Below are 23,268 nucleotides of genomic sequence, written 5' to 3'. Positions count from 1 at the left end.
GATTGTAGGGCAGCATAGACGCGAGATCCAACGCTATTGAAACCGCCGATCGTCTAGCTTGCCGGAACTCCTGCCATCATCGTCGAACTCGTCGGATGGACCTCAATGGCGTTCATCGCATCCGCCAATTCTTGGCAGGTAGGTTCTCATGAAGGCGTAGATGTCACCCTCCCCGAGATCAACCGAGGTGGATTTCAAGAAGTCGGCAAATTCAATGCAAATCCTCTCCCTTCCACCGAAAGCGCTATCGAAGCTCGCAACAAGATCTGTTTCACCGAATACAAAAGTAAAATCGCAGTCCAGATTCGACAACAATGACAGGCGGCCGTCCCTACGCGTCATGCCGCAAGGGCGCATTCCAGCTTCAGTCGCATAGACATACAGCCAGTCACGTCTCAGCCGACTATACGGCGCGAACGACACAGGCTCCGGACCGCTTTTGTAGGGTTGGACCCAAAGATAGCAGCCGCCCGCAAGATGCTCTTCGAAAAACGCATCAAAGCTTTTCTCAGTCCAAGAGCCGAAACGCGCTCCCTCTATCCCAAGAGCTCCTTCCAACAGCCGAGTCGGCACTCCCGCCCTTGGCGCCAGGAGCTTGCGATCGGGCATGAGGTTATCGCCCATGTCCGTCGAGCAAACTTGTTTCTCCAACATGTCGCGCACGAGGTCCTGCTCATCACGAGGTAGTTCGCGCACGCCGTCAGGAATGTCCTTAAGCTCAAATCGGACTTCAGTCATGGCTATCCCCTTTAGGATTGCAAAGTCGCTGAAGGCTGTCGCCACGTTTCGCAAGTTCAGCCGTTCTTCCCGTCGGGCCGCTGCACGCGCGCAACATGCAAATTTGTTGTGGTGAAAAGAAAAATGCCCCGGAGTTCCGGGGCATTTCGATAGCGGGAGGTGACGATATCAAGCCGCCGTGTGGCTCTTGCGGACATCCTCGTCCGTGAGGATCCCGCTTGCTCTGAGCAGCGCGGCGAAGCGACCGTTGCTGTGGCTGAGCTCGTTGAAGCCGCCCATTTCGACGATCCGGCCGTGATCCATGAAGATCACCAGGTCGGCCTCGCGCACCGTCGAAAGCCGGTGGGCGATGATGAACGTCGTGCGGTCCTTGCGCAGCGCATCGATCGCTTCCTTGACGCGCGCCTCGGTCTCGACATCGAGAGCGCTGGTCGCCTCGTCGAGGACGAGGATCGGCGCGTTCTTGAGGATGGCGCGGGCGATGGCGACGCGCTGGCGTTCGCCGCCCGAGAGCCGGTTGCCGCGCTCTCCGACAACCGTGTCGTAGCCGTTGAGGCGGTCTTCGATGAAGTCGCTCGCGGCTGCGGCTTCCGCCGCCGCCATCACCTCCTCCAGCGAGGCATCCTCGCGGCCAAGCCGGATGTTGTCGCCGATCGAGCGGTTCATCAGGCCGGCATCCTGGAAGACGGTGGCGATCGACCGGCGAAGCGACTTGCGGGTGATCGTCGAAATGTCGACGCCGTCGATCAGGATCTGGCCGTGCTTCGGCTCGTGTACCCGCTGCAGGAGGTTGACGAGCGTCGTCTTGCCGGCGCCGGTCGGGCCGACGATGGCAACCGTCTGGCCGGCCTTGGCCTTGAAGGAGACGTTGCGCACCCCTTGAGCGGAGTTGGCGAAGTCGAAGGAGATGTCGCGGAATTCGACCTCGCCGACGACGCCGGTCAGTTCCTTGGCGCCCGCCGGCTCCTCGCGTTCGCGTACCGAATCTTCGAGCTGGTAGAAATCCTCGAGCTTGGCGCGCGCTTCGAATATCTGCGTCGCGAAGGCCTTCATCTGGTCGAGACGACCGATCAGCAGGTTCGCGAAGCCGATGAATGCGATCACCTCGCCGACGCCGAGCTCGCCGCGCTGTACCAGGATGGTGCCGATGACGAGGATCGCCATCATCGAGATGGTCGAGGCCATGCGGTTGAGCGCGCTCGCCAGCGCCCACCAGTCGAGCACCGGAAATTGCGCCGAGAGCAGCCGCTCGGTGAACTTCTTGAGTTCCCGGGTTTCCGCCTCGATGCGGTTGTAGCTGTGCACCACGGAAACGTTGCTGATCGCGTCCGAGACGTGGGAGAAGACCGTGTGGTAGTGGTTCTCGACGGAGGCCTGGCCGTCCTTCGTGCGGTTCATCACGACCTTGCTGATCAGCACATAGGCCGCGCCAAGCACGACGAGCACGAGCGACAAGCGGACGTCCATCGCGAAGGCGGTCGGCACCAGGAGGGCGAGGGCCACCGCGGTCGCGAGGTGCTGCCGCATGAATTCGAGCCAAAGGCCGAAGAGGGTCTCGCAGGCACGCAGCAGCGTGTGCAGCGCGTTCGACGTGCCGCGCTGACTATGCCAGGAAAGCGGCATCGAGACGATCCGGCCGAAGGCCTCGGTCAGGAGCGTCGCCCGGCGGCCATGCGCCAAGCGGTCGGCCTCGCGGGAGACGAGAACGAATGCGACCGTGTTGAAGACGCCGAAGCCCGCCCACATGAGCAACATCGGCGCGACGTCCTTTTGTGATGAGATTGCATCGATGATGCGACCGAACAGAATCGGCTCGGCGATCGTGATGACGGCCAACACGATATTGGCGACGACGATCGCACCGACGCGGAGTTTGTGAACAGCAAGATACTGAAGCGCTCTTGCATACACTTGGAATAAAGACACTGTCTCACCCCTTCTGGGCATCGGATTGGTGCCGCAACAACGCGATGCGGCTGCGTTGCGCCTCTGCAGACGGCAGCGATGGCATTTCTTCCACCCCTGCGGGCCGACAAAGCCGCGTGTGACGGTCTCTGCGTTCTCCTGAAAAAAAAATCGGAGGCGGGACGGGTCAGGCGGCCGGATCATCGGTGCCATGGGAGGGTTGGCGGGATGATCCATCGTTCGCTATCTTGGCGTCTCGACTCCGAGTTTTTGCAGGTTCCCTGCAAGACCGGGCGTGATATGAAGAATTATCGCGGTTGCAACATGAATGGCTTCTGAACGGCGCGTTCATGTGGCTATGAAGCGTTGTGCCGCGCGTTCCGATCTGAAGGTGTTTCATGAATATTACGTTGCTCGTACAGTTTCTGGCGCTTCTCGAGGAGATGAAGACGCGCGAGGAGATTCTGCCCGAGTTCGAGCGCCTGCTCGACCGTTGCGGCTTCGACTTCTATGGCGTCGTGCGTCAGCCGAAACCGCACGAGAACCCGCTGCGTCTGCTTCTCGCCGGGCGCTGGCCGGAGGGCTGGCCGCAAATCTATATCCGCAAGAAATACGTCGTCATCGATCCGACGATCCGCTATCTCGGCCATGCCCAGCGTGGCTTCCGCTGGCGCGACACGCTGGCCGCTTTCCGTTCGGACCCGCACCGCAAGCGCATGGAAAGCATGATGATCGAGGCGCGCAACCACGGCCTGTTCGACGGCTATATCTTTCCGGTGCACGGCCGGCGCGGGTTGATGGGCAACCTGACGGTCGGCGGCCGGGTGGTCGATCTCAGCCCGGTGGAACTCAGCCTTTTCGATGCGATCGCCAAGCGGCTGTTCTGGAAGCTGCTCGAACTCACCGATCCCGAGATCATGGCCGAGCTCGTCTCGCGCGTCGAAGTGCAGATGACGCGGCGTGAGATGGAGGCGCTGAACTATCTCGCCGACGGCATGACCTCGAACGACATCGGCAAGGTGCTCGACATTTCGAGCCACACGGTCGACTGGTACATGAACGGCATCCAGGAAAAGCTGAAGGCTAAGAACCGGCACTATGTCGTCGCCATCGCCTTCCGTTTGGGGCTGATTTCCTAAAGGACAGTAGCCTGACCGAATGGGTTAGGTTCGGTGTCGCATCTGAAATTGCACTTCATTCCTTGACTCGCTAATAGTTCTTTTCGCGGGTGCAGCATTCCCGCGTTTCAAGTCTATTGAGGAGTCCGACTTGTCCATCTCAAAGATCCTTGTTGCCAACCGTTCCGAAATCGCCATCCGCGTCTTCCGCGCGGCCAATGAGCTGGGGCTTAAAACGGTCGCGATATGGGCTGAGGAGGACAAGCTGGCGCTCCACCGCTTCAAAGCGGACGAGAGTTACCAGGTCGGGCGCGGTCCGCATCTTGCCCGGGATCTCGGACCGATCGAAAGCTATCTGTCGATCGACGAGGTGATCCGCGTCGCCAAGCTGTCGGGCGCCGACGCGATCCATCCGGGCTACGGTCTTCTGTCGGAAAGCCCGGAATTCGCCGAGGCCTGTGCTCATAACGGCATCACCTTCATCGGCCCGAAGCCGGAAACGATGCGCCAGCTCGGCAACAAGGTGGCGGCCCGCAACCTGGCGATCTCGATCGGCGTGCCGGTCGTGCCGGCAACCGATCCGCTGCCGGACGATCCGGCGGAAATCGCACGCCTCGCCGAGGAGATCGGCTATCCGGTGATGCTGAAGGCTTCCTGGGGCGGCGGCGGCCGCGGCATGCGGGCGATCCGCGACCCCAAGGACCTGATCCGCGAAGTGACGGAGGCGAAGCGCGAGGCGAAGGCCGCTTTCGGCAAGGATGAGGTCTATCTCGAAAAGCTCGTCGAGCGCGCCCGCCACGTCGAAAGCCAGGTCCTCGGCGACACCCACGGCAATGTCGTCCACCTCTTCGAGCGCGACTGCTCGATCCAGCGGCGCAACCAGAAGGTCGTCGAACGCGCGCCGGCCCCTTATCTGACCGATGCGCAGCGCCAGGAACTCGCCGATTACTCGCTGAAGATCGCCAAGGCGACCAACTATATCGGCGCCGGAACCGTCGAGTATCTGATGGATGCCGACACCGGCAAGTTCTACTTCATCGAGGTCAATCCGCGCATCCAGGTCGAGCATACGGTGACCGAACAGGTGACCGGCATCGACATCGTCAAGGCGCAGATCCACATCCTCGACGGCTTTGCCATCGGCACGCCGGAATCGGGAGTGCCGCGCCAGGAAGACATCCGCCTCAACGGTCACGCGCTACAGTGCCGCATCACGACGGAAGACCCGGAGCAGAACTTCATCCCCGATTACGGCCGCATCACCGCCTATCGCGGCGCTACCGGCTTCGGCATCCGGCTCGACGGCGGCACCGCCTATTCCGGCGCGGTGATCACCCGCTACTACGATCCCCTCTTGGAAAAAGTCACCGCCTGGGCGCCGAATCCGCAGGAAGCGATCCAGCGCATGATCCGGGCGCTCAGGGAATTCCGCATCCGCGGGGTGGCGACCAACCTCACCTTCCTCGAAGCGATCATCCGCCACCCGAAATTCCAGGACAACAGCTACACGACCCGCTTCATCGACACGACGCCGGAGCTTTTCCAGCAGGTGAAGCGCCAGGACCGCGCCACCAAGCTTTTGACCTACCTTGCTGACGTCACCGTCAACGGCCATCCGGAGGCGAAGGGCCGGCCGAAGCCGTCCGACGACATCGCGCCTCCTGTCGTGCCGTTCATCGGCGGCGAGGTGAAGCCCGGCACCAAGCAGCTTCTCGATCAGCTCGGGCCGAAGAAGTTCGCCGAATGGGTGAAGGCGCAGCCTGAGGTGCTGCTGACCGACACGACGATGCGCGACGGCCACCAATCGCTGCTCGCCACCCGCATGCGCACCTACGACATCGCCCGGATTGCGGGCACCTATGCGCGGGCGCTGCCGAACCTCTTCTCGCTCGAATGCTGGGGCGGGGCGACCTTCGACGTCTCGATGCGCTTCCTGACCGAGGATCCGTGGGAGCGGCTGGCGATGGTGCGCGAAGGCGCGCCGAACCTGTTGCTGCAGATGCTGCTCCGCGGGGCCAACGGCGTCGGCTACAAGAACTATCCGGACAATGTCGTTAAATACTTCGTCCGCCAGGCGGCCAAGGGCGGCATCGACGTCTTCCGCGTCTTCGACTGCCTGAACTGGGTCGAGAACATGCGCGTCTCGATGGACGCGGTGGCGCAAGAGAACAAGATCTGCGAGGCGGCGATCTGCTACACCGGCGATATCCTCAGCTCCGCGCGGCCGAAATACGACCTGAAATACTATACGGCGCTCGCTGCGGAGCTGGAAAAGGCCGGCGCCCATATCATCGCCGTGAAGGACATGGCAGGGCTCCTGAAGCCGGCGGCGGCACGGGTGCTCTTCAAGGCCCTCAAAGAATCGACCGATCTGCCGATCCATTTCCACACGCACGACACATCCGGCATTGCCGCAGCGACGGTGCTCGCCGCTGTCGAATCCGGTGTCGATGTCGTCGACGCGGCGATGGACGCGCTTTCCGGCAACACCTCGCAGCCCTGCCTCGGCTCGATCGTCGAGGCCTTGCGCGGCTCGGAGCGTGACCCCGGCCTCGATCCGGAATGGATCCGCCGCATTTCCTTCTACTGGGAGGCGGTGCGCCACCAATATGCGGCCTTCGAAAGCGACCTAAAGGGGCCGGCGTCCGAAGTCTATCTGCACGAGATGCCCGGCGGCCAGTTCACCAACCTGAAGGAACAGGCGCGTTCGCTCGGGCTCGAGACCCGCTGGCACGAGGTGGCGCAGGCCTATGCCGATGCCAACCGGATGTTCGGCGACATCGTCAAGGTGACGCCGTCGTCCAAGGTCGTCGGCGACATGGCGCTGATGATGGTCTCACAGGACCTGACGGTCGCCGATGTCGAGAACCCGACGAAGGACATCGCTTTCCCGGAATCGGTCGTATCGATGCTCAAGGGCGATCTCGGCCAGCCGCCGGGCGGTTGGCCGGAGGCGCTGCAGAAGAAGGCGCTGAAGGGCGAGACGGCCTATACCGTTCGTCCCGGCTCGCTTCTGGAAGATGCCGATCTCGATCAGGAGCGCAAGACAATCGAGGAGAAGCTTAGCCGCAAGGTCGACGATTTCGAATTTGCCTCCTACCTCATGTATCCGAAGGTCTTCACCGATTATGCGGTGGCTTGCGAGACTTACGGACCGGTCAGCGTGCTGCCGACGCCCGCCTATTTCTACGGCATGGCGCCGGGCGAGGAGCTCTTCGCTGAAATAGAGAAGGGCAAGACTCTGGTCATCCTCAACCAGGCACAGGGCGAGATCGACGACAAGGGCATGGTCAAGATGTTCTTCGAACTGAACGGCCAGCCGCGCTCGATCAAGGTCCCGGACCGCAACCGCGGTGCTTCGACCGCCATCCGCCGCAAGGCCGAGGCCGGCAATGCGGCACATCTCGGCGCACCGATGCCGGGCGTCATCTCCACCGTCGCGGTCGTCACCGGCCAGCCGGTCAAGGCCGGCGACGTGCTCTTGTCGATCGAGGCGATGAAGATGGAAACGGCGCTGCACGCGGAGAAGGACGGGGTGATCGCCGAGGTGCTGGTGAGAGCCGGCGACCAGATCGATGCGAAGGATCTTTTGATCGTGTTTGGCGGGTGACGGGCCCGCGGGGCCTGCCTGATAGGAACGGCCGGATTGGTCCCGGCCGGCCTCCCGAACACAGGCGCTTGCCGGGTCTCGTGCGAAGTGGAGGCGATGATGGCACTCCTGCTCACATTGACTGGACCTCTTGTTGTCTTGTTCGCCGCGGCAATTGGCCTGAATTTCGGCGTGAGACCGCTGGTCAGCGTTCTGATCGCATGCTCGAGTTTACTCGCTGGTGCTGTCAGCTTGCACATCGGGGTCAATCAATCTTGCAAAATAGCTGAGAGCGAGTGTCTCGGAGCCAACGGCGCCGCCTTCATGGTCGGGTTGGTTTGGTTAATGGCAATAATGCTTTTCGCAGTTAAGCTCTGGAAGAGCGCCTGAAGTCGACTTTGCCTGCCCCCGTTCTTGCCCGCAGCCCTTCCCCCGCCGTCATCCTCGGGCTTGACCCCGGGTCAGACCCGAGGATGATCGTGGAGAGGGGTGCCACGCGAACCCGGTTCGTTCGCCCGATTGTTCAAATATCATAGCTCATCGGCGCACTAAGCGAGGCGATGAACCGCTTCGTGCGTTCACGCTCAGGCACAGAAAAAATCTTGCGCGGCGGGCCGCTTTCGACGACGACGCCGGCGTCGAGGAAGACGACGTGGTCGGCGACGCGGGAGGCGAGACGCAGATCGTGGGTCGCCATGATCATCGTCGTGCCTTCGCGGGCGAGACGGCTGAGCACCTCCACCACCTCCTCGGCGAGCTCCGGGTCGAGCGCAGAGGTCGGCTCGTCGCAGAGGAGCACGCGCGGCGAAGGAGCGAGCGCTCGGGCGATCGCCACGCGCTGCTGCTGGCCACCGGAAAGCGTTGATGGCCACGCGTCAGCCTTGTGTGCCATGCCGACCTTCTCCAGTAGTTCGAGCGCGCGGGCGCGGGCGCGGTCGGCTGGCCATTTGAGAACGGTCACAAGGCCTTCCATCACGTTGCCGATCGCGGTCTGGTGAGGGAAAAGCTGAAAATTCTGGAACACCATGCCTGTTTGGCGGCGGAGCTTCTGGATCGCCCGCCAGCCGACCTTTTGGCCGGCGGCGAATTCCAGCCGCTCATCGCCGAGCCGAATTGTTCCGCTGGTCGGGATCTCCAGGAGGTTGACACAGCGCAGAAGCGTGCTCTTGCCGCCGCCGGAAGGCCCGACGAGTGCGGTCACGGTGCCTTCCGCCAGCGTGACGCTGATGTCGTTGAGGACCGTGTTGGTGCCGAAGCGCTTGACGATGTGCGAGAGCTCGATCATGCGCGCGCCTCCAGGAAGCCACCATAGCGGGCGAAGCGTTGCTCCAGCCTCACCTGCAGGGCCGACAGTACGGAACTCATCGCAAGATAGATCAGCGCCGCCTCGATATAAAGGATCAGCGGTTCATAGGTCGTCGCGACGATGCGCTGCGCCGTCTGGAAAAGTTCCGGCACGGTGATCGCAGCGGCGAGAGAGGTGTCCTTGACGAGCGAAATAAAAGTGTTCGAGAGGGGCGGGATTGCGACCCGCGTCGCCTGCGGCAGGATCGTCCGGCGCATGACCTGACTCCAGCTCATGCCGATCGAATAGGCCGCTTCCCACTGCCCGCGCGGGACGGAGGAGATCGTTGCGCGAATGATTTCGGATGTATAGGCGCCGATGTTGAGCGTGAAGCCGATCAGCGCGGCGGGGAAGGCGTCAAGCAATATGCCAAGGCTCGGCAGTCCGTAGAAGATGACGAAGAGCTGGACAAGCAGCGGCGTGCCGCGGATCACCCAGACATAGAAGCGCGCCACGGCGACGAGCGGCGCCGGCGCGAAAAGCCGGGCAATGGCGGTGACGAGCCCGAGAGCCAAGCCGAGAATGAAGGAGAGGAGCGTCAGCGGGATCGTGAAGATCAGGCCCGCCCAAAGCAGGGTCGGCAACGCATCTGCCATCAATTGAAGCCAGTGGGGCAAGGGAGAACCTTTCAAACGCGATCCGTCCCGAACGCCGGAACGGATCGCGATTCATAGAGCAGGATGGGGAAGGGTGTGAAGCCCGCATCCCATGCAACTGTTCCGTGGGAGCCCTCCCGGCCTTCGGGCCACTCTTCCCACAAGGGAAGGGATGGGCTGTGCATCCTTTCGTCGCGTGCCTGTAGCGTCTACCCTCCCGGTTGGATCTTACGTCGGAAGCTGAGGTCCCGTGTGGGTGCGGCGTTGCAGGTTGATCGCCCTCCCCTTGTGGGGAGGGTTGGGGAGGGGTCTTTCGCGAGCGTTATTTCGAGACGTCGGCGCCGAAATATTTCTGCGAGATCTTCTCGTAGGTGCCGTCCGTCTTGATCTCGGCCAGCGCCTTGTTGATGGCGTCGAGCAACTCCGGCTCGTTCTTGCGGATGATGATGCCGGAATAGTCGGCATCGGCCTGCTCGGCGGCGATCTTCACGTTGGCGTCCGGCTTCTGCTTCTTGAAGTCGAGGAAGGAGAGGCTGTCGTTGATCGTCGCGTCGGCGCGGCCGGTCAGCACGAGCTGGATCGACTGGTCGAAGCCGTCGGCACCGACGAGTTCGGCGCCCGAGGCCTGAGCGAGCTTGCCGAAGTTGCTGGTCAGCGATTGGGCGGCCTTCTTGCCCTTCAGGTCGGCGAAGTCCTTGATCTCCTCATTATCGCCACGGACGATCAGCACCGCCTTCGAAGCGATGTAGGGCTCCGAGAAATCGTATTTCTTCTTGCGTTCCTCGGTGATGCCGACCTGGTTTATGACAGTGTCGTAGCGATTGGCGTCGAGGCCGGCGATCAGACCGTCCCACTTGCCTTCGAGGAACTCGGCCTTGACGCCGAGCCGCTTGGCGACTTCCTGGCCGATCTCGACGTCGAAGCCGACGAGAGCGCCGCTGGCATCATGATAGGTGAAGGGAGCGTAAGTCCCCTCCGTGCCGATCTTCAGCACGCCGGCGGATTTGATCTCGTCGAGGTTCGATCCCGCTTGCGCCGGCACGAAAGCGGCGAGTTGCAGAAGGGCGGCAGCGAAAAGCGTCGGAAGAAGTTTCATTGTTTTCATGTCCATCTTTGTTGTTCTCCGGCCCGTCATCCGGATTGCGGCGAGACTCGCACAAAGCGGTGCCTTTCTGAGCATATAAAAGACCAATTGCAGGGCCTTTTCGATGAAGATTTTTCTTCGAACGGCCGATTACCATCCAAAACGCTCCCGACCCAAATGTTCCGGCTCTCGTTGCGGTTTTGCAAAAAGCCGTATTGAAATCTGCGATCTCAGGTGGTACTCACGTTTACATCGATTCATGCACGTTTATGCACGATTGAAGAGATGGCGACGGACCTGCTGCTGCGCGAAAGAAAAAGTCTGATCCGGGAACGGCTGAAGAGCGAAGGCCGGGTCCTGGCCGCCGATCTCGCGCGCGAGCTCGGGGTGTCGGAGGACACGATCCGTCGCGATCTGCGCGAGATGGCCGCGGCCGGGCTTTGCGAGCGCGTTTATGGCGGCGCCCTGCCGCTCGCTCCCGATGCCGGCCCTTTGAACGAGCGCGCCACGCTTGCGCCGGAGCGGAAGGCGGCGCTGGCGCAGGCTTCCTTACGTTTTCTCCGCCCCGGCATGACGGTCTTCCTCGACGCCGGTTCGGCCAATCTGGCGATCGCCCGCGCGATAGCGCCGGACTTTTCGGCCACAATCGCCACCAACACGCCACTGATCGCGGCTGCCCTGATGGAGAAGCCGGAGATCGATGTCATTCTCATCGGCGGCGCGCTCAACCGGGCCGTCGGCGCGGCCGTCGGGGCGAGGGCGCAGCGTGACGCCGAGCTGCTCAGGCCAGACCTTTGCGTGCTTGGAACCTGCGGTGTCGATGCAGAGGCGGGGCTGACGGCCTTCCATTTCGAAGACGCGGAATTCAAGCGCCTGATCGCTTCGAGAAGCCGCGCCGTCCTTGCCGCCGTCACGAGCGACAAGCTCGGCACGGCGGCGCCGCATGCGGTGATCGGCATCGACAGCGGCTTGACGCTGGTTCTCGAGGCGGATGCGCCGCGAGCGCAGGTCGCAGCCTTCACGGCGCACGGCGCCAGCATCGTGTTCGCCAAGGAGGCTGCCCGATGAGCATCGCGCATGTCGCTCTCTGGACGAAAGACATCGAGCGAATAGCGGCTTTCTGGGTCGGCTTCCTCGGTGCCGAGGCCGGCGCCGTCTATGAAAGCCGTCGCCGCCCCGGTTTCCGCTCACGCTTTCTGACGCTTGGGGCGGGACCTTCGATCGAGGTCATGGAGGGACCGTGGCTGGCGCCGCCCGAGGGGCCGGAGGTCGAGCGCGCGGGTTACGCGCATGTCGCGCTGTCGCTCGGCAGCGCCCAGGCCGTGGACGACCTGGCGGCGCGCGCGGAACGGCAGGGCCTGCTTGTCTCCGAAGCCAGATGGACGGGGGACGGCTTCTACGAAGCCGTGATCCGCGATCCCGACGGCAATCTCATCGAAATCACCATTTGAGCCGGACGATCCGGCAGAGGGCTCACCCATGGATCAGCGCACAGAGACCGCCCCGAAAGCCGTGGTTCGGCAGGCGTACATGTCGAAGAACAGGCTCGCCGTGTCCCTCCTGTTCCTGATGAATGGCTTCGTCACCGGAAGCTGGGCGCCCAAGATTCCGGAATTCAAGGAGAAGCTCGGGATCGGCGAAAGTGTCCTCGGTCTTTTGATCCTGGTGTTCGGCGTCGGCTCTCTGGTGCTGATGCCGATCGCCGGCGGCTTCATCGCCCGGCTCGGCTCGCAAAAGGTCGTCAAGATGACGGCGATCGCCCTCTCGCCGCTGCTCCTCGTGCTGACCCTCCTACCGAACGTCTGGACGGCGGCGATCGGCATGTTCCTGCTCGGCGGCTTCGTCGGGGCCATGGACGTCGCGATGAACGCCAACGCCGTCGAGGTCGAGAAGTCGATGCGGCGCGCCATCATGTCCTCCTGCCACGCCTATTGGAGCCTTGGAGGCCTGATCGGCGCCGGAATCGGTGGTTTCCTCATGGCGCGCTTTGGCGTGCTGCCGCATGCCGTGGTCGTGACGGGCCTCTGCCTCGCCGTCCTCGCCGTTGCGTGGCCGATGATCCTTGCCGATCAGCCGCATCCTGCCGCCGCAAAGGAGAAGCTCAGGCTGCCGATGACGCCCTTGCCATGGCTCATCGGTCTGATGGCGCTGTTCTCGATGGTGCCGGAAGGCGCCGTGCTCGACTGGGGCGCGCTCTACTTGAAAGATGAACTCGGTGCCTCGATCGAGCTCTCCGGCTTCGGCTTCGCCGCCTTCTCGGCGACGATGGCGGCGATGCGCTTTGCCGGCGACCATGTGCGCGATCTCCTCGGCGCGAAACGGACCTTGCGCATCTGCACCGTGATGGCGCTCATCGGCATGGTTCTCGCCGGGCTTGCACCGAACGCTGTCGTTGCGATCCTCGGCTTTGCCATTGCCGGCATCGGCATTTCCAACATGGTGCCGATCGCCTTCTCGGCGGCCGGCAACATGCCCGGCCTGCAGCCGGGCATCGGGCTCGCGGTCGCGACCACCATGGGCTATTCCGGCATGCTGTTCGCGCCGTCGCTGATCGGCTTCATCGCGGAGCACAGCGGCTTTGCCATCATCTTCACCTTGATCCCCGTCCTCTTCGTCGTCGTTCTCCTGCTGTCGCATCACGCGGTTCATGCGGATCACAGCAAGGGACACTAACAACGCCCGCCATCAATTCGCCGTCACTGCGTGATGTTGCCGTTGACAAGCACGCTTTCGTCCTCCACCTCAGAAGGCGAAAGCGCGGAGCGTTTCTCTGTCCGTTTCCGCTCCGCTACAACGGGACCCAAGAAGAGGCTTTCATGTCTTCTGCCTTCGATTTCGAGCCACAGCCGCGCCGCGCCTCGGTCGCCGTCGATGTCGGCGGTGTGATCGTTGGCGGCGGTGCGCCGGTCGTCGTCCAGTCGATGACGAATACGGACACGGCCGACATCGACGCGACGGTCGCGCAGGTGGCGGCGCTCCATAAGGCAGGCTCCGAACTGGTGCGCATCACCGTCGACCGCGACGAAAGCGCCGCTGCCGTGCCGAAGATCCGCGAGCGGCTGTTGCGCCTCGGCATGGACGTGCCGCTCGTCGGCGACTTCCACTATATCGGCCACAAGCTCCTGGCGGACCATCCGGCCTGCGCCGAGGCGCTCGCGAAATACCGCATCAACCCGGGCAATGTCGGCTTTAAGGACAAGAAGGACAAGCAGTTCGCCGAGATCATCGAGATGGCGATGCGCTACGACAAGCCGGTGCGTATCGGCGTCAACTGGGGCTCGCTCGACCAGGAACTGCTGACCCGGCTGATGGACGAGAACAAGGCCAACGGCTCGCCCTTGACGGCGCAGCAGGTGACCCGCGAGACGATCGTGCAATCGGCACTGCTCTCGGCGGAACTTGCCGAGGAGCTCGGCCTGCCGCGCAACCGCATCATCCTTTCCGCGAAGGTTTCCGGCGTGCAGGACCTGATCGCCGTCTACGCGATGCTCGCCGCCCGCTCCGATCATGCGCTCCATCTCGGCCTTACCGAAGCCGGCATGGGCACCAAGGGCATCGTCGCCTCCTCCGCCTCGCTCGGCATCCTGATGCAGCAGGGCATCGGCGACACGATCCGCATTTCGCTCACCCCAGAGCCCGGCGGCGACCGGACCCGCGAGGTGCAGGTGGCGCAGGAGCTTTTGCAGGTCATGGGCTTCCGCCAGTTCATCCCGGTCGTCGCCGCCTGTCCCGGCTGCGGCCGCACCACCTCGACCGTGTTTCAGGAGCTTGCCCAGAAGATCCAGGAGGATATCCGCGCAAGCATGCCGGTCTGGCGCGAGAAATATCCGGGGGTCGAGGCGCTGAAGGTCGCCGTGATGGGCTGCATCGTCAACGGTCCGGGCGAAAGCAAGCATGCCGATATCGGCATTTCTCTTCCCGGCACCGGCGAGATGCCGGCCGCTCCCGTCTTCATCGACGGCCAGAAGGCGATGACGCTTCGCGGACCGAAGATCGCCGAGGAATTCCAGCTTCTCGTCGCCGACTATATCGAGAAGCGCTTCGGCCACGGCCAGGCGGCTGCCGAATAACCTCGGCGTCGATTGCCACGCGGTTTCGCCTCGCTGCGCGCCCAATCAGACGCGCAAGGTCGCTGTAGGCACAGCGCTCGGCGTGCGCTTCTATTAAGAGAGCGCCGCGACCGCTTCATCGAAGGCTGAGGGCCTGGAAAGAACATTTGCCAGCAACATGGCGCCTTCCAGCGGGGCAAAGGCCATCATCCCTACCATCGGCAATGCTGAAGCGGTATTGTCGCTGATGGCAGGACCTGCGCCGGCGGCCGTGTCGTGCTGCTCGGCGCGGGCAAGGACCCGTTGCCCGTATCGGCCGGCCATCTCGTCGTCGGCGAGCGCAGCGTGCTTGGATCGATCACCGGCACGCTCTACGAGAGCGAGAGGCGCTCGACTTCAGCGTCCTCACCGGTGTGCGCCCGCAGATCGAGACGATGCCGCTGGAGAAGGCATTCGAGGCATGCCAGAAGATGAAGTCGGGCAACGTCAAGTCTCGGATGGTCCTGACCATGAAGGAGACGCGTGATGCGCATTAACGACGATCTGTCGAAGCCCGTCATTGTCCATGCCGCGAAGCTGGACTGGGTGCCAAGTCCCGCCGCCGGCGTGGATCGCCGCATGCTTTTCCGCGTCGGCGGCGAGGTTGCCCGCGCCACCTCGATCGTGCGCTATGCCCCCGGCAGTGCCTTCCCGCGCCATACGCACAGTGGCGGCGAAGAGATCCTCGTATTGGAAGGCGTCTTCCAGGATGAGCATGGCGACTATCCGGCCGGCAGCTATTTCCGCAATCCGCCCGGCACGTCGCATATCCCCGCCGCGAAAGAGGGCTGCACGATCTTCGTCCGGCTCTGGCAGTTCCGTGATGGGGATCAGACTCAGATCGTTTGCCGGCCCGGCGAGGGCGAGCGTGCAACACCTCGTCCCGGCGCCAGCGCCGCGACCATCCTGTTCGACGATGGCCGTGAAGAAGTCCGGCTCGAGGACTGGCAGGCCGACGAAACAATCAGCGTCGCAAACACACGTGGATTGGAGTTCCTGGTCCTCTCGGGCGGGCTGACCATCGGTGGTGAAACACTGGAGCCAGAGAGCTGGGGCCGCTTACCCGCCGGCACCGACTTGATCGCGATCATCGGCGCGGAAGGCGCAAGGATCTGGCTGAAGGATGCGCCTCTCATGCATCCGGATGTGCTCCCGATGCCGGAATAGTCCGGGCGTCCCGTCGAGCGGTTCAAGGGCAATTATCTGCTGCATGTTTCCCCTGATGATCAAAGCCGCGTTGTCAGCAGTTTCAGGCCGGCAAAGGCGAAGAAGCCGGCCATCAGGCTCTCGATGACCCGCCGCGATCTGAGATAGGCGCGGTGCACCGGCGAGAGCGAGAAGACGATCGCGAAGCCGCAGAAGATGACGAGGCCGATCAGCATGCAGCCGCCGATAAATGCGGCGGTGACGGCGACCGGTGCGCCATCCGGCATGCCGAGCGAGACCAGCATGATCCAGGCGAAGATCGCCTTGGGGTTGGTCAGGTGAATGCCGAGCCCCTTGAGATAGAGTTTCTTCAGCGGCATCTGCAGCGGAACACCAAGGGCAGCCTTGGGAGCATCGCCCCGCATCGCCGCCTTGAGCGCATTATAGGCAAGCCAGAAGAGATAGCAGGCACCGGCGACCTTCAGGAAGACGATTGCCTGGCCATAGGTCCTGATGAGCGCAGAGAGCCCCGAAGCCGTCAGCATAGCCCAGGTATAGCTGCCGCTCAGTACACCGAAGGCAAGCGCGAGGCCTGCCTTGCGCCCCTGGGCAATAGAGGTCGCGATGATCGCCAGAACGGCCGGCCCCGGCGATGCGACGGCAATGATATAGGCGGTCCAGGCGACGAGAAGTTGCGGCAGATAGGGTGTCAGATCGAGCATCGGGTGCCGTCCGTTTGTGTTTCGGACGGAGACAGTAGCCGAGCCGTCGGTCGATGCCAACCGGACATGGGATGCGCGGAAACTCCGCCGACGTTCCCTCACGCGCCTGCCGGCAGGTCCAACCTGTACGAAGAACGGATATGCCCCTCCCACAGGCGGGGCCACACGGGGGGAGGGCTGGAGGCGAAAGTCCGGCCGGCAATTTCCGGCCGGAGTTTCTCGCCTTAATGCATGGCTGCGGTCAGTGCCGGCGCTTTGGATGTCAGCGCCGCACGTAATTTTTCGAGCGCCCGTGTCTCGATCTGCCGCACGCGCTCCTTCGAAATACCGAGGGCGACGCCGAGTTCTTCCAGCGTCGCGCCGTCTTCCGACAGGCGCCGCGCGCTGATGATCTTCATCTCGCGCTCGGTAAGCTCGCCGAGCGCGATGTGCAGCCACCGGCGGGCGCGTTCGCCATCGATCAGATCGCTGACCTGCTCGTCGGGCAGAGGCGCGTCGCTCGCCAGGAAATCCAGGCGTGCGCCGCCATCCGAATCGCCGCTGCCGACCGGCGCCTGCAGCGACGCATCATTGCCGGAAAGGCGAGCGTCCATGGTCTGCACGTCGGCAAGGCTGACGCCGAGCGCCGCGGCGATTTCCTCATGCATAGCCTGCGATGTAAGTTGGCGGTCGCCCTGAGCGAGCCGCGCCCGCAGCCGGCGCAAATTGAAGAACAGCGCCTTCTGTGCCGAACTTGTGCCGCCGCGCACGATCGACCAGTTGCGAAGCACATAATCCTGCATCGAAGCGCGAATCCACCAGGTCGCGTAGGTCGAGAAGCGCACGTCGCGGCTTGGCTCGAAGCGGGCCGCGGCCTCGAGCAGGCCGATGTGACCCTCCTGCACGAGATCGCCCATGGGCAGCCCGAAACTGCGGAATTTCGCCGCCATCGCGATCACCAGGCGCATATGCGACATTGCTATCTTGTTTCGGGCCTCCTGGTCGTTTTCGTTCCGCCAGGCCTGCGCGAGCGCGTGCTCCTCCTCCCGTTCGAGATAGGGTGCGTCCATTGCAATCTTGATCATACGCCTGTCTGCTGTGAGGGTCTTCATCGATCGCTCCGTAGCTGGCGCGAGGCGCCATGACGATTGAACTCGAAGGAGCCGAGCGCCTTGTGCGGCATTCGGCAACGGGACCGTGGCGCTGCTTGACGAAATGAGGAAGCGCCCTAAATCGAAGAATACGAACCTGAAACGGTGAGGATCACAGAGCCAAGATCGCCCGGCAGCACAGGCGGATGCCCCCCTGCCGAGAGTAAGAAACGTGCGCCGGCTCGAAAAGTTCCCGGAACAACAACGATTTTGAATTGCAGAGCGAGGCCTTATGCACGGCAAAGATTGCCTGCGGCCCCGTCTTTGAAGCATGCCGTTCAAAGTTGTGCGGCGGAAGGGCCGACCACGGGCGAGCGCAAGCAAAGCCGCAAGCATAAAAAAAGCCCGGCGCATGGCCGGGCTTTCATGACTGCCTTGCAGGTGAGGCGCTTAAGCGGCTTCGTCCTGGGCATCTTCTTCTTCGACGGCCTTGCCGCGCTTCGGCCCCTTGTTGAGATTGGCCTCGACAAGGCGAACGGCTTCGGTTTCGGACATCTTGTTCACGGCAGCGATTTCGCGCGCCATGCGGTCAAGAGCGGCTTCGTAGAGCTGGCGCTCGGAATAGGACTGTTCCGGCTGGTTCTCGGCACGATAGAGATCACGCACTACTTCCGCGATGGAAATGAGATCGCCGGAGTTGATCTTGGCATCGTATTCCTGGGCGCGGCGCGACCACATGGTCCGCTTTACGCGCGCCTTGCCCTGCACAACCTTCAACGCACGGTCGACGAAATCGGTTTCGGACAGCTTGCGCATGCCGATGCTCACAGCCTTGGCTACCGGCACCTTGAGGCGCATCTTGTCCTTTTCGAAGTCGATGACAAAAAGCTCGAGCTTCATGCCGGCAACTTCCTGCTCCTCAATCGCGACAATCTGGCCAACGCCATGAGCCGGATAAACGATCGATTCACCGGTCTTGAAGCCTTGGCGCGTTGAAGATTTTTTCTGCTGGATCGTCATTCGTTTCAAACACTCCCTAGTGCGCACCCGGCCTCTTCACGGGCCGGGGCCGGGTCGGTCAGGCCCGGGATAGACGGGGATACCGCCGGGTGGGTCCATCCTGGTCCGTCCAACGAAACGCAAACAAGCTTATATGCCGCGGTCAGGGCAACGGAACGTTGCATATCTGGAAAGTGCCGCGCGGTGGAAATCGTTTGCTTTCGTGCTGGTTTTCGGGCGCGCAAAAGCACCCTCTGTGGATCAGTGCCAGAAACCTATCACAAAAAAGTGCCGAAATCAATAATTTGCTGCATGGCAACGATCAAGTCACCACGCTCGCGCTTGCGAGGTGCCGGCGGGATTTCCCCAGATTTCCGGCCTCGCCTTTTCTGTCCTGCGTCAGCCGCCACGAACGAGCGGCCGGCGGCTCTAGTCGCCCTCTCCGGGCTTGTCAGAGAAATACTTCTCGTACTTCCCTTCGATGCCGTCCATCTCCTCTGCCTCCGGCAGCGGATCCTTCTTCTTCGTGATATTGGGCCATTGCGTGGAAAAATCCGCGTTGATCTTCAACCACTTATCGAGGCCCGGCTCGGTGTCCGGCTTGATCGCCTCGGCAGGACATTCCGGCTCGCAGACGCCGCAATCGATGCACTCGTCCGGGTGGATGACGAGGAAGTTCTCCCCCTCATAGAAGCAATCCACCGGGCAGACTTCCACGCAGTCCGTATACTTGCAGCGAATGCAGTTGTCGGTCACGACATACGTCATGAGGTACTCCAGCCAATGCTCACATTTGGTGGCAAACGGCAATCAACGGTGATGCTTCACCGTCCGCGCATGCTAGGAATGCCCGACGCGCATAGCTGCCGAAGCAGACCCGGATGCCACTCAACTTGGCTTGTCACGTAAAGGCTTTGGGCGGCCTTTGCAAGGATAATCCATGCGCGATTTGCCACGGAGCGGGCAGAGTTTTCCAGCGTTGCAACGGTCCGGGATCGAACATCCCAAAACCAGCCCGGGCCTCTCACCGAGGCTGGACGAAGGAGCGCCTTCGGCCAAGCCCTGCGCTTGCCGCGAGAGGCGTGCTAGTCGTCTCCCTCGTCGAAATCGGACTTCAAGCGATCCGTTTCGCGCCGCTCCCGTTTCGTCGGCCGGCCGGCACCGCGCTCGCGCGTTGCCTGTTCGAAGGGTGTGCGCCTGACGGCGGGTGTGTCGGGCGTCAGGTCTTCGTAAAGCAGACGCGCCTCCTCGTAGGGCCCGCGCCGCGATCCGGGCAAAAGCACCCTTACGACGAGGTCCCGCCGCTCGAGCGACAGCTCCAGCATGTCGCCCGCCTTCACCTGAGCGGAGGACTGCGTCGCCCGCTCGCCGTTGATCGCGACGTGACCGGCCTCGATCGCCTTCTGGGCCAGCGAGCGCGACTTGATCAACCGGGCAAAGAACAGCCACTTGTCGAGCCGCTGGCGCGAGGCAGGCGCGGACGATGGCTGTTTCTCCATGGCGGACCTATTTCTTGAGCTGCTCCTTGAGAGCGGCGAGCTTGGCGAAGGGCGAATCCGGATCGATCGGCTTCTCCTTGCGCGGCGGGCGACCCTCGAACTTCGCGCCGGCCGGCTTGCCCCGGTCGTGCCGGTCGCCGCGATCCTTGCGCGGACCGCCGGACCTGCCCTCCTGCGTCTTGCCGTCCTGCGGCTTGCTCTCGCGCGGCTTCCCATGGGCTGGCGCGCCGGACCTGCGGCCACCCTCCCTGGCATCCGCCTGGCCGTGACGCTGGCCACCGCGACGCTGTTCGCCCTGATGGCGGCCGCCGTGACGCTGGTTGTCCTGGCGAGTGCCAGGACGCCAGAGAAGCACGGGTCTCGCTTCGGTCGGCGCTTCCGGCTGTGCCGGAGCGGCGGCATTATCAGCTGATTGTTCTGCCGGCGCCTCGGCCGGCTGATCATCGGCAGCGGGTGCCTCGGCGGCCGGTTCTTCGGAGGATTCGGCCTCGACGACCTCGTCCGCTTCGCCATGCTCGGTCGCCGCCTCGGCGGGTGTCTCCGCCGGCGCGCCCTGCTGGCTGGCGAGGAAGGCCGCCGCTTCATCGGCCGTCACGCTGTCGGCCCGGTAGCCGAGCCCTTTCAGGATCTCTTCCATGTCGTCCGGTGTTGCGCCGAGAATCGATAGCATCGACGTTGTCGCCATGAAGCGGCGGCCGTCATAGGCCCCGTCGGGACGCGGCGACGCGCCGGGCTTCCACTGCAGCAGCGGACGGATGAGGTCCGCAAGGCGCTCGAGGATGTCGATGCGCACCGCGCGCTTGCCGAGGAAGCGGAAGCCCGCGAGCTTGTAGAAGGTCCGCTCGAAGGAAGGATCGGTCACGACCGAGGTGCGGCCGGCGGCGAGCATCGGGATCAGCTCGCCATAGCCGGGCTTGTCGAGCCCGTCGTTCTTCAGCGCCCAGAGCAGCGTGATCAATTCTGCCGGCGCCGGCTTCAGGAGCGCGGGCAGGAAGATATGGTAGGCGCCAAAGCGGACGCCGTATTTGCGGATGGAGGCGCGGCTTTCCTGGTCCAGCGACTTCACCTCTTCGGCGACGTCGCGGCGGAAGAGCACGCCGAGGTTCTCCACGAGCTGGAAGGCGAGGCCCTTGGCAAGCCCCTCCAGATCCTCCGCGCGGGAAATATCGTCGAGCGGCTTCAGAACGGTGCTGATGTGGTGGTTCACGAAGCGCTCGATCCGCGCAAGCACATGTTCGCGCGCATGGGACTGAAGCTGCTCGTCGGCAAGCAGGATAACGCGCGGGCGCATCACGTGGTCGCTTGCGGCAAGCCGCGCCACGGGATCGCCGAGCCAGCGCACGAGGCCATCCGACGACAGCGCCAGATCATTGTTGCCGGCCGCATGCAGACGGGCGGCGCGCGCCTCGAATTCCAGCGCAAGCGCCTTCTGGGCGGCACCTTGAACGGCCCTCGCGTCCGATCCCTCGCTCCCGGCGGCTAGCGTGAACCGGAAACCGGTTAGCTGGCCCACATGGTGCCCCTCGACGAAGACATCACCATTCACACTGATTTCTGCTTCCAGCATCGCATTCTCTCTCAGGCGCTTCATGAGCACAGATGTCCTGCGATCAACAAAGCGTTTCGTCAACCTTTCATGTAACGCGTCGGACAATCGATCTTCGATTTCCCGCGTCTTTTCTTGCCAGTGTGTCGGATCGGCAAGCCACCCGGGCCGGTTGGACACATAGGTCCAGGTCCTGATCTGCGCAATTCGCGCCGAAAGTGTGTCAATCTCGCCATCCGTGAGGTCGGCACGCCGGACCTGTTCGGCCATGAAATCCTCATTGACCGTGCCATGGCGAACGAGATCGGCATAGATGCTCGAGATGAGGTCGGCGTGCTGCGCCGGCGTGATGCGACGATAATCCGGGAGCGCGCAAGCTTCCCACAGCTTTTCGACACGCTCGGACGTGGTGGCGACGTCGATGATTTCGGGATAGCGGGCCAGATGCTCGAGCGCCTGCTGGTCGACGGCAGGAAGCGCGCGCGTGAGCCCCGAAACCGCGGGCGCCGCCTCGAGGCTGTGCTTCAAGGCCCTCAACGAGGAGTAGTCGAGAGCCTTGGAACGCCACTGCAGCACCCGGACCGGATCGAACTCATGCGATTCGATGCGGTGTACGAGCTCGTCCTCGAAGGGATCGACGCGGCCCGTTACGCCGAACGTACCGTCGCGGATGTGCCTGCCGGCGCGCCCCGCGATCTGGGCGAGTTCCGCCGGGTTGAGGTTGCGATACTGGTAGCCGTCGAATTTCCGGTCCTGGGCAAAGGCGACATGGTCGACATCAAGATTGAGCCCCATGCCGATCGCGTCGGTCGCCACCAGATAATCGACGTCGCCCTCCTGGTAGAGTGCAACCTGGGCATTGCGGGTGCGCGGTGACAGCGCGCCGAGCACGACCGCGGCGCCGCCGCGCTGGCGGCGGATGAGCTCGGCAATCGCATAGACCTCGTCCGCCGAAAAGGCGACGATCGCGGACCGGTTGGGCAGGCGAGTGATCTTCTTGGAGCCGGCATAGAGAAGCTGCGACATGCGCGGCCGCTCAACGACGGTGATGCCGGGCAGGAGGTGCTCGAGGATGGGCCGCATCGTCGCGGCGCCGAGCAGCAGCGTCTCGCCACGCCCGCGCAGATGCATGAGCCTGTCGGTGAAGATGTGGCCGCGCTCCAGATCGCCGGCAAGCTGCACCTCGTCGATCGCCACGAAGGAAGCGGTCGTCTCGCGCGGCATCGCTTCGACGGTGCAGACGGAGTAACGGGCGCGATGCGGCGTGATCTTCTCCTCGCCGGTGATCAGCGCGACATTGTGGTGGCCGACCTTCTCGACGAGACGCGTATAGACTTCGCGCGCGAGCAATCTCAGCGGCAGTCCGATGACGCCGCTGTCATGAGCGATCATGCGCTCCATCGCGTAGTGTGTCTTGCCGGTATTGGTAGGCCCGAGCACCGCGGTCACGCCGCGGCCGCTCAGGATCATGGATTGAAAGGACAAGGTCATCGATCCCGGGCAGTCTCAACGAGCCGACGTGTTACACGCCGGCGGGGAACAGATGCCCACCCGCCGGGCCAAACGCAAGGGGAGCCGACAATTAAAAGCGACGACCACCATATTTAGCGGCTCCGATTCTAGCCCCCAAATGAGCTTTTAGAACAGCGACGGAACGAATCGGCGACGAATCGAAGACTCGTAACGATTCACTGTATGTTCACGACTATATATAGGATGGGTTATCCAGAGTCGTACCAAATGCTGAATCTGCCGAAGAGGTAACCCTTTCGCGGACGTTTCGTGACCCGTTTTGCCAATTCCGAAGTGGAATCGCGAAAAAG

Annotated in this window: 20 protein-coding genes; 8 read left to right on the top strand and 12 right to left on the bottom strand. The window is 63.0% G+C overall.

All coding sequences use genetic code 11. The features are described from left to right. Positions 1-102: 102 nt before the first annotated feature. Both AYK65_RS16515 and AYK65_RS16510 read right to left on the bottom strand, forming a co-directional pair. Positions 103-738, bottom strand: coding sequence for a hypothetical protein (locus AYK65_RS16515; protein WP_139793199.1), 636 nt, complete (start codon positions 736-738; stop codon positions 103-105). Between the two features lie 168 nt (positions 739-906). Further along, entirely contained in the window at positions 907-2,664 is a 1,758-nt protein-coding gene (locus AYK65_RS16510; protein WP_026615348.1) for a glucan ABC transporter ATP-binding protein/ permease, read from the bottom strand. Positions 2,665-3,041: 377 nt separating this feature from the next. On the opposite strand from AYK65_RS16510, the gene AYK65_RS16505 reads away from it, so the two are divergent. The 3 genes from AYK65_RS16505 to AYK65_RS16495 all read left to right on the top strand — a co-directional run bounded on the left by AYK65_RS16505 (position 3,042) and on the right by AYK65_RS16495 (position 7,740). Beyond that, a complete protein-coding gene (locus AYK65_RS16505) occupies positions 3,042-3,782 on the top strand; it encodes a LuxR family transcriptional regulator (RefSeq protein WP_081159010.1) in 741 nt (246 codons plus the stop codon). Between the two features lie 130 nt (positions 3,783-3,912). Next, positions 3,913-7,371, top strand: coding sequence for a pyruvate carboxylase (gene pyc / locus AYK65_RS16500; protein WP_081159009.1), 3,459 nt, complete (start codon positions 3,913-3,915; stop codon positions 7,369-7,371). Between the two features lie 99 nt (positions 7,372-7,470). Then, positions 7,471-7,740: a hypothetical protein gene (locus AYK65_RS16495; RefSeq protein WP_046120580.1), complete on the top strand. Its 270-nt coding sequence runs from the start codon at positions 7,471-7,473 to the stop codon at positions 7,738-7,740. A 133-nt stretch (positions 7,741-7,873) separates the two neighbouring features. Here AYK65_RS16495 and AYK65_RS16490 read toward each other — a convergent pair whose 3' ends face one another. The 3 genes from AYK65_RS16490 to AYK65_RS16480 all read right to left on the bottom strand — a co-directional run bounded on the left by AYK65_RS16490 (position 7,874) and on the right by AYK65_RS16480 (position 10,387). Further along, positions 7,874-8,635 (bottom strand): amino acid ABC transporter ATP-binding protein, encoded by a 762-nt coding sequence (locus AYK65_RS16490; protein ID WP_046120579.1) that lies wholly within the window; start codon positions 8,633-8,635, stop codon positions 7,874-7,876. Continuing rightward, positions 8,632-9,312 (bottom strand): amino acid ABC transporter permease, encoded by a 681-nt coding sequence (locus AYK65_RS16485; RefSeq protein WP_026615353.1) that lies wholly within the window; start codon positions 9,310-9,312, stop codon positions 8,632-8,634. Before AYK65_RS16485 ends, AYK65_RS16490 begins: the two co-directional genes overlap by 4 nt. A 301-nt stretch (positions 9,313-9,613) precedes the next feature. Further along, on the bottom strand, positions 9,614-10,387 hold the full coding sequence (locus AYK65_RS16480) for an amino acid ABC transporter substrate-binding protein (RefSeq protein ID WP_081159091.1): 774 nt from the start codon (positions 10,385-10,387) through the stop codon (positions 9,614-9,616). A 273-nt stretch (positions 10,388-10,660) separates the two neighbouring features. Here AYK65_RS16480 and AYK65_RS16475 point away from each other — a divergent pair, with 273 nt between their 5' ends. The 4 genes from AYK65_RS16475 (at position 10,661) to ispG (ending at position 14,445) form a co-directional block, all read left to right on the top strand. Continuing rightward, positions 10,661-11,443: a DeoR/GlpR family DNA-binding transcription regulator gene (locus AYK65_RS16475; protein WP_026615355.1), complete on the top strand. Its 783-nt coding sequence runs from the start codon at positions 10,661-10,663 to the stop codon at positions 11,441-11,443. Next, positions 11,440-11,826, top strand: coding sequence for a VOC family protein (locus AYK65_RS16470; RefSeq protein WP_026615356.1), 387 nt, complete (start codon positions 11,440-11,442; stop codon positions 11,824-11,826). The genes AYK65_RS16475 and AYK65_RS16470 overlap by 4 nt, the downstream gene beginning before the upstream one ends. 28 nt (positions 11,827-11,854) lie before the next feature. After that, positions 11,855-13,048: an MFS transporter gene (locus tag AYK65_RS16465; protein ID WP_026615357.1), complete on the top strand. Its 1,194-nt coding sequence runs from the start codon at positions 11,855-11,857 to the stop codon at positions 13,046-13,048. 143 nt (positions 13,049-13,191) lie between these two features. Next, a complete protein-coding gene (ispG, locus tag AYK65_RS16460) occupies positions 13,192-14,445 on the top strand; it encodes a flavodoxin-dependent (E)-4-hydroxy-3-methylbut-2-enyl-diphosphate synthase (protein WP_026615358.1) in 1,254 nt (417 codons plus the stop codon). 93 nt (positions 14,446-14,538) lie between these two features. Here ispG and AYK65_RS32415 read toward each other — a convergent pair whose 3' ends face one another. Continuing rightward, a complete protein-coding gene (locus AYK65_RS32415; RefSeq protein ID WP_026615359.1) occupies positions 14,539-14,748 on the bottom strand; it encodes a hypothetical protein in 210 nt (69 codons plus the stop codon). 201 nt (positions 14,749-14,949) lie between these two features. Here AYK65_RS32415 and AYK65_RS16450 point away from each other — a divergent pair, with 201 nt between their 5' ends. Beyond that, on the top strand, positions 14,950-15,630 hold the full coding sequence (locus tag AYK65_RS16450; protein WP_026615360.1) for a cupin domain-containing protein: 681 nt from the start codon (positions 14,950-14,952) through the stop codon (positions 15,628-15,630). A gap of 59 nt (positions 15,631-15,689) precedes the next feature. Here the strand turns inward: AYK65_RS16450 and AYK65_RS16445 are convergent, their stop codons facing one another. The 6 genes from AYK65_RS16445 to AYK65_RS16420 form a co-directional block, all read right to left on the bottom strand. After that, positions 15,690-16,331 carry a LysE family translocator gene (locus tag AYK65_RS16445; protein WP_046120575.1) on the bottom strand — a complete coding sequence of 214 codons (642 nt, stop codon included), beginning with the start codon at positions 16,329-16,331 and terminating at the stop codon, positions 15,690-15,692. 224 nt (positions 16,332-16,555) lie between these two features. Beyond that, positions 16,556-17,422, bottom strand: coding sequence for an RNA polymerase factor sigma-32 (locus AYK65_RS16440; protein ID WP_026615361.1), 867 nt, complete (start codon positions 17,420-17,422; stop codon positions 16,556-16,558). Positions 17,423-17,851: 429 nt separating this feature from the next. Beyond that, complete coding sequence (locus AYK65_RS16435; RefSeq protein ID WP_046120574.1) at positions 17,852-18,421, bottom strand: CarD family transcriptional regulator; 570 nt, start codon at positions 18,419-18,421, stop codon at positions 17,852-17,854. Positions 18,422-18,829: 408 nt separating this feature from the next. Beyond that, positions 18,830-19,168, bottom strand: a complete 339-nt coding sequence (gene fdxA / locus AYK65_RS16430) for a ferredoxin FdxA (protein WP_026615363.1) — start codon at positions 19,166-19,168, stop codon at positions 18,830-18,832. 317 nt (positions 19,169-19,485) lie between these two features. Next, positions 19,486-19,899 carry an RNA-binding S4 domain-containing protein gene (locus tag AYK65_RS16425; RefSeq protein ID WP_026615364.1) on the bottom strand — a complete coding sequence of 138 codons (414 nt, stop codon included), beginning with the start codon at positions 19,897-19,899 and terminating at the stop codon, positions 19,486-19,488. Positions 19,900-19,906: 7 nt separating this feature from the next. After that, a complete protein-coding gene (locus AYK65_RS16420; protein ID WP_081159090.1) occupies positions 19,907-22,915 on the bottom strand; it encodes a helicase-related protein in 3,009 nt (1,002 codons plus the stop codon). Positions 22,916-23,268: the final 353 nt, after the last annotated feature.

The organism is Ensifer aridi, assembly GCF_002078505.1.
GTDB lineage: Bacteria > Pseudomonadota > Alphaproteobacteria > Rhizobiales > Rhizobiaceae > Sinorhizobium > Sinorhizobium aridi.
Note: the sequence above shows the minus strand (reverse complement) of the source record. Positions and strands in the feature narration are given on the sequence as shown.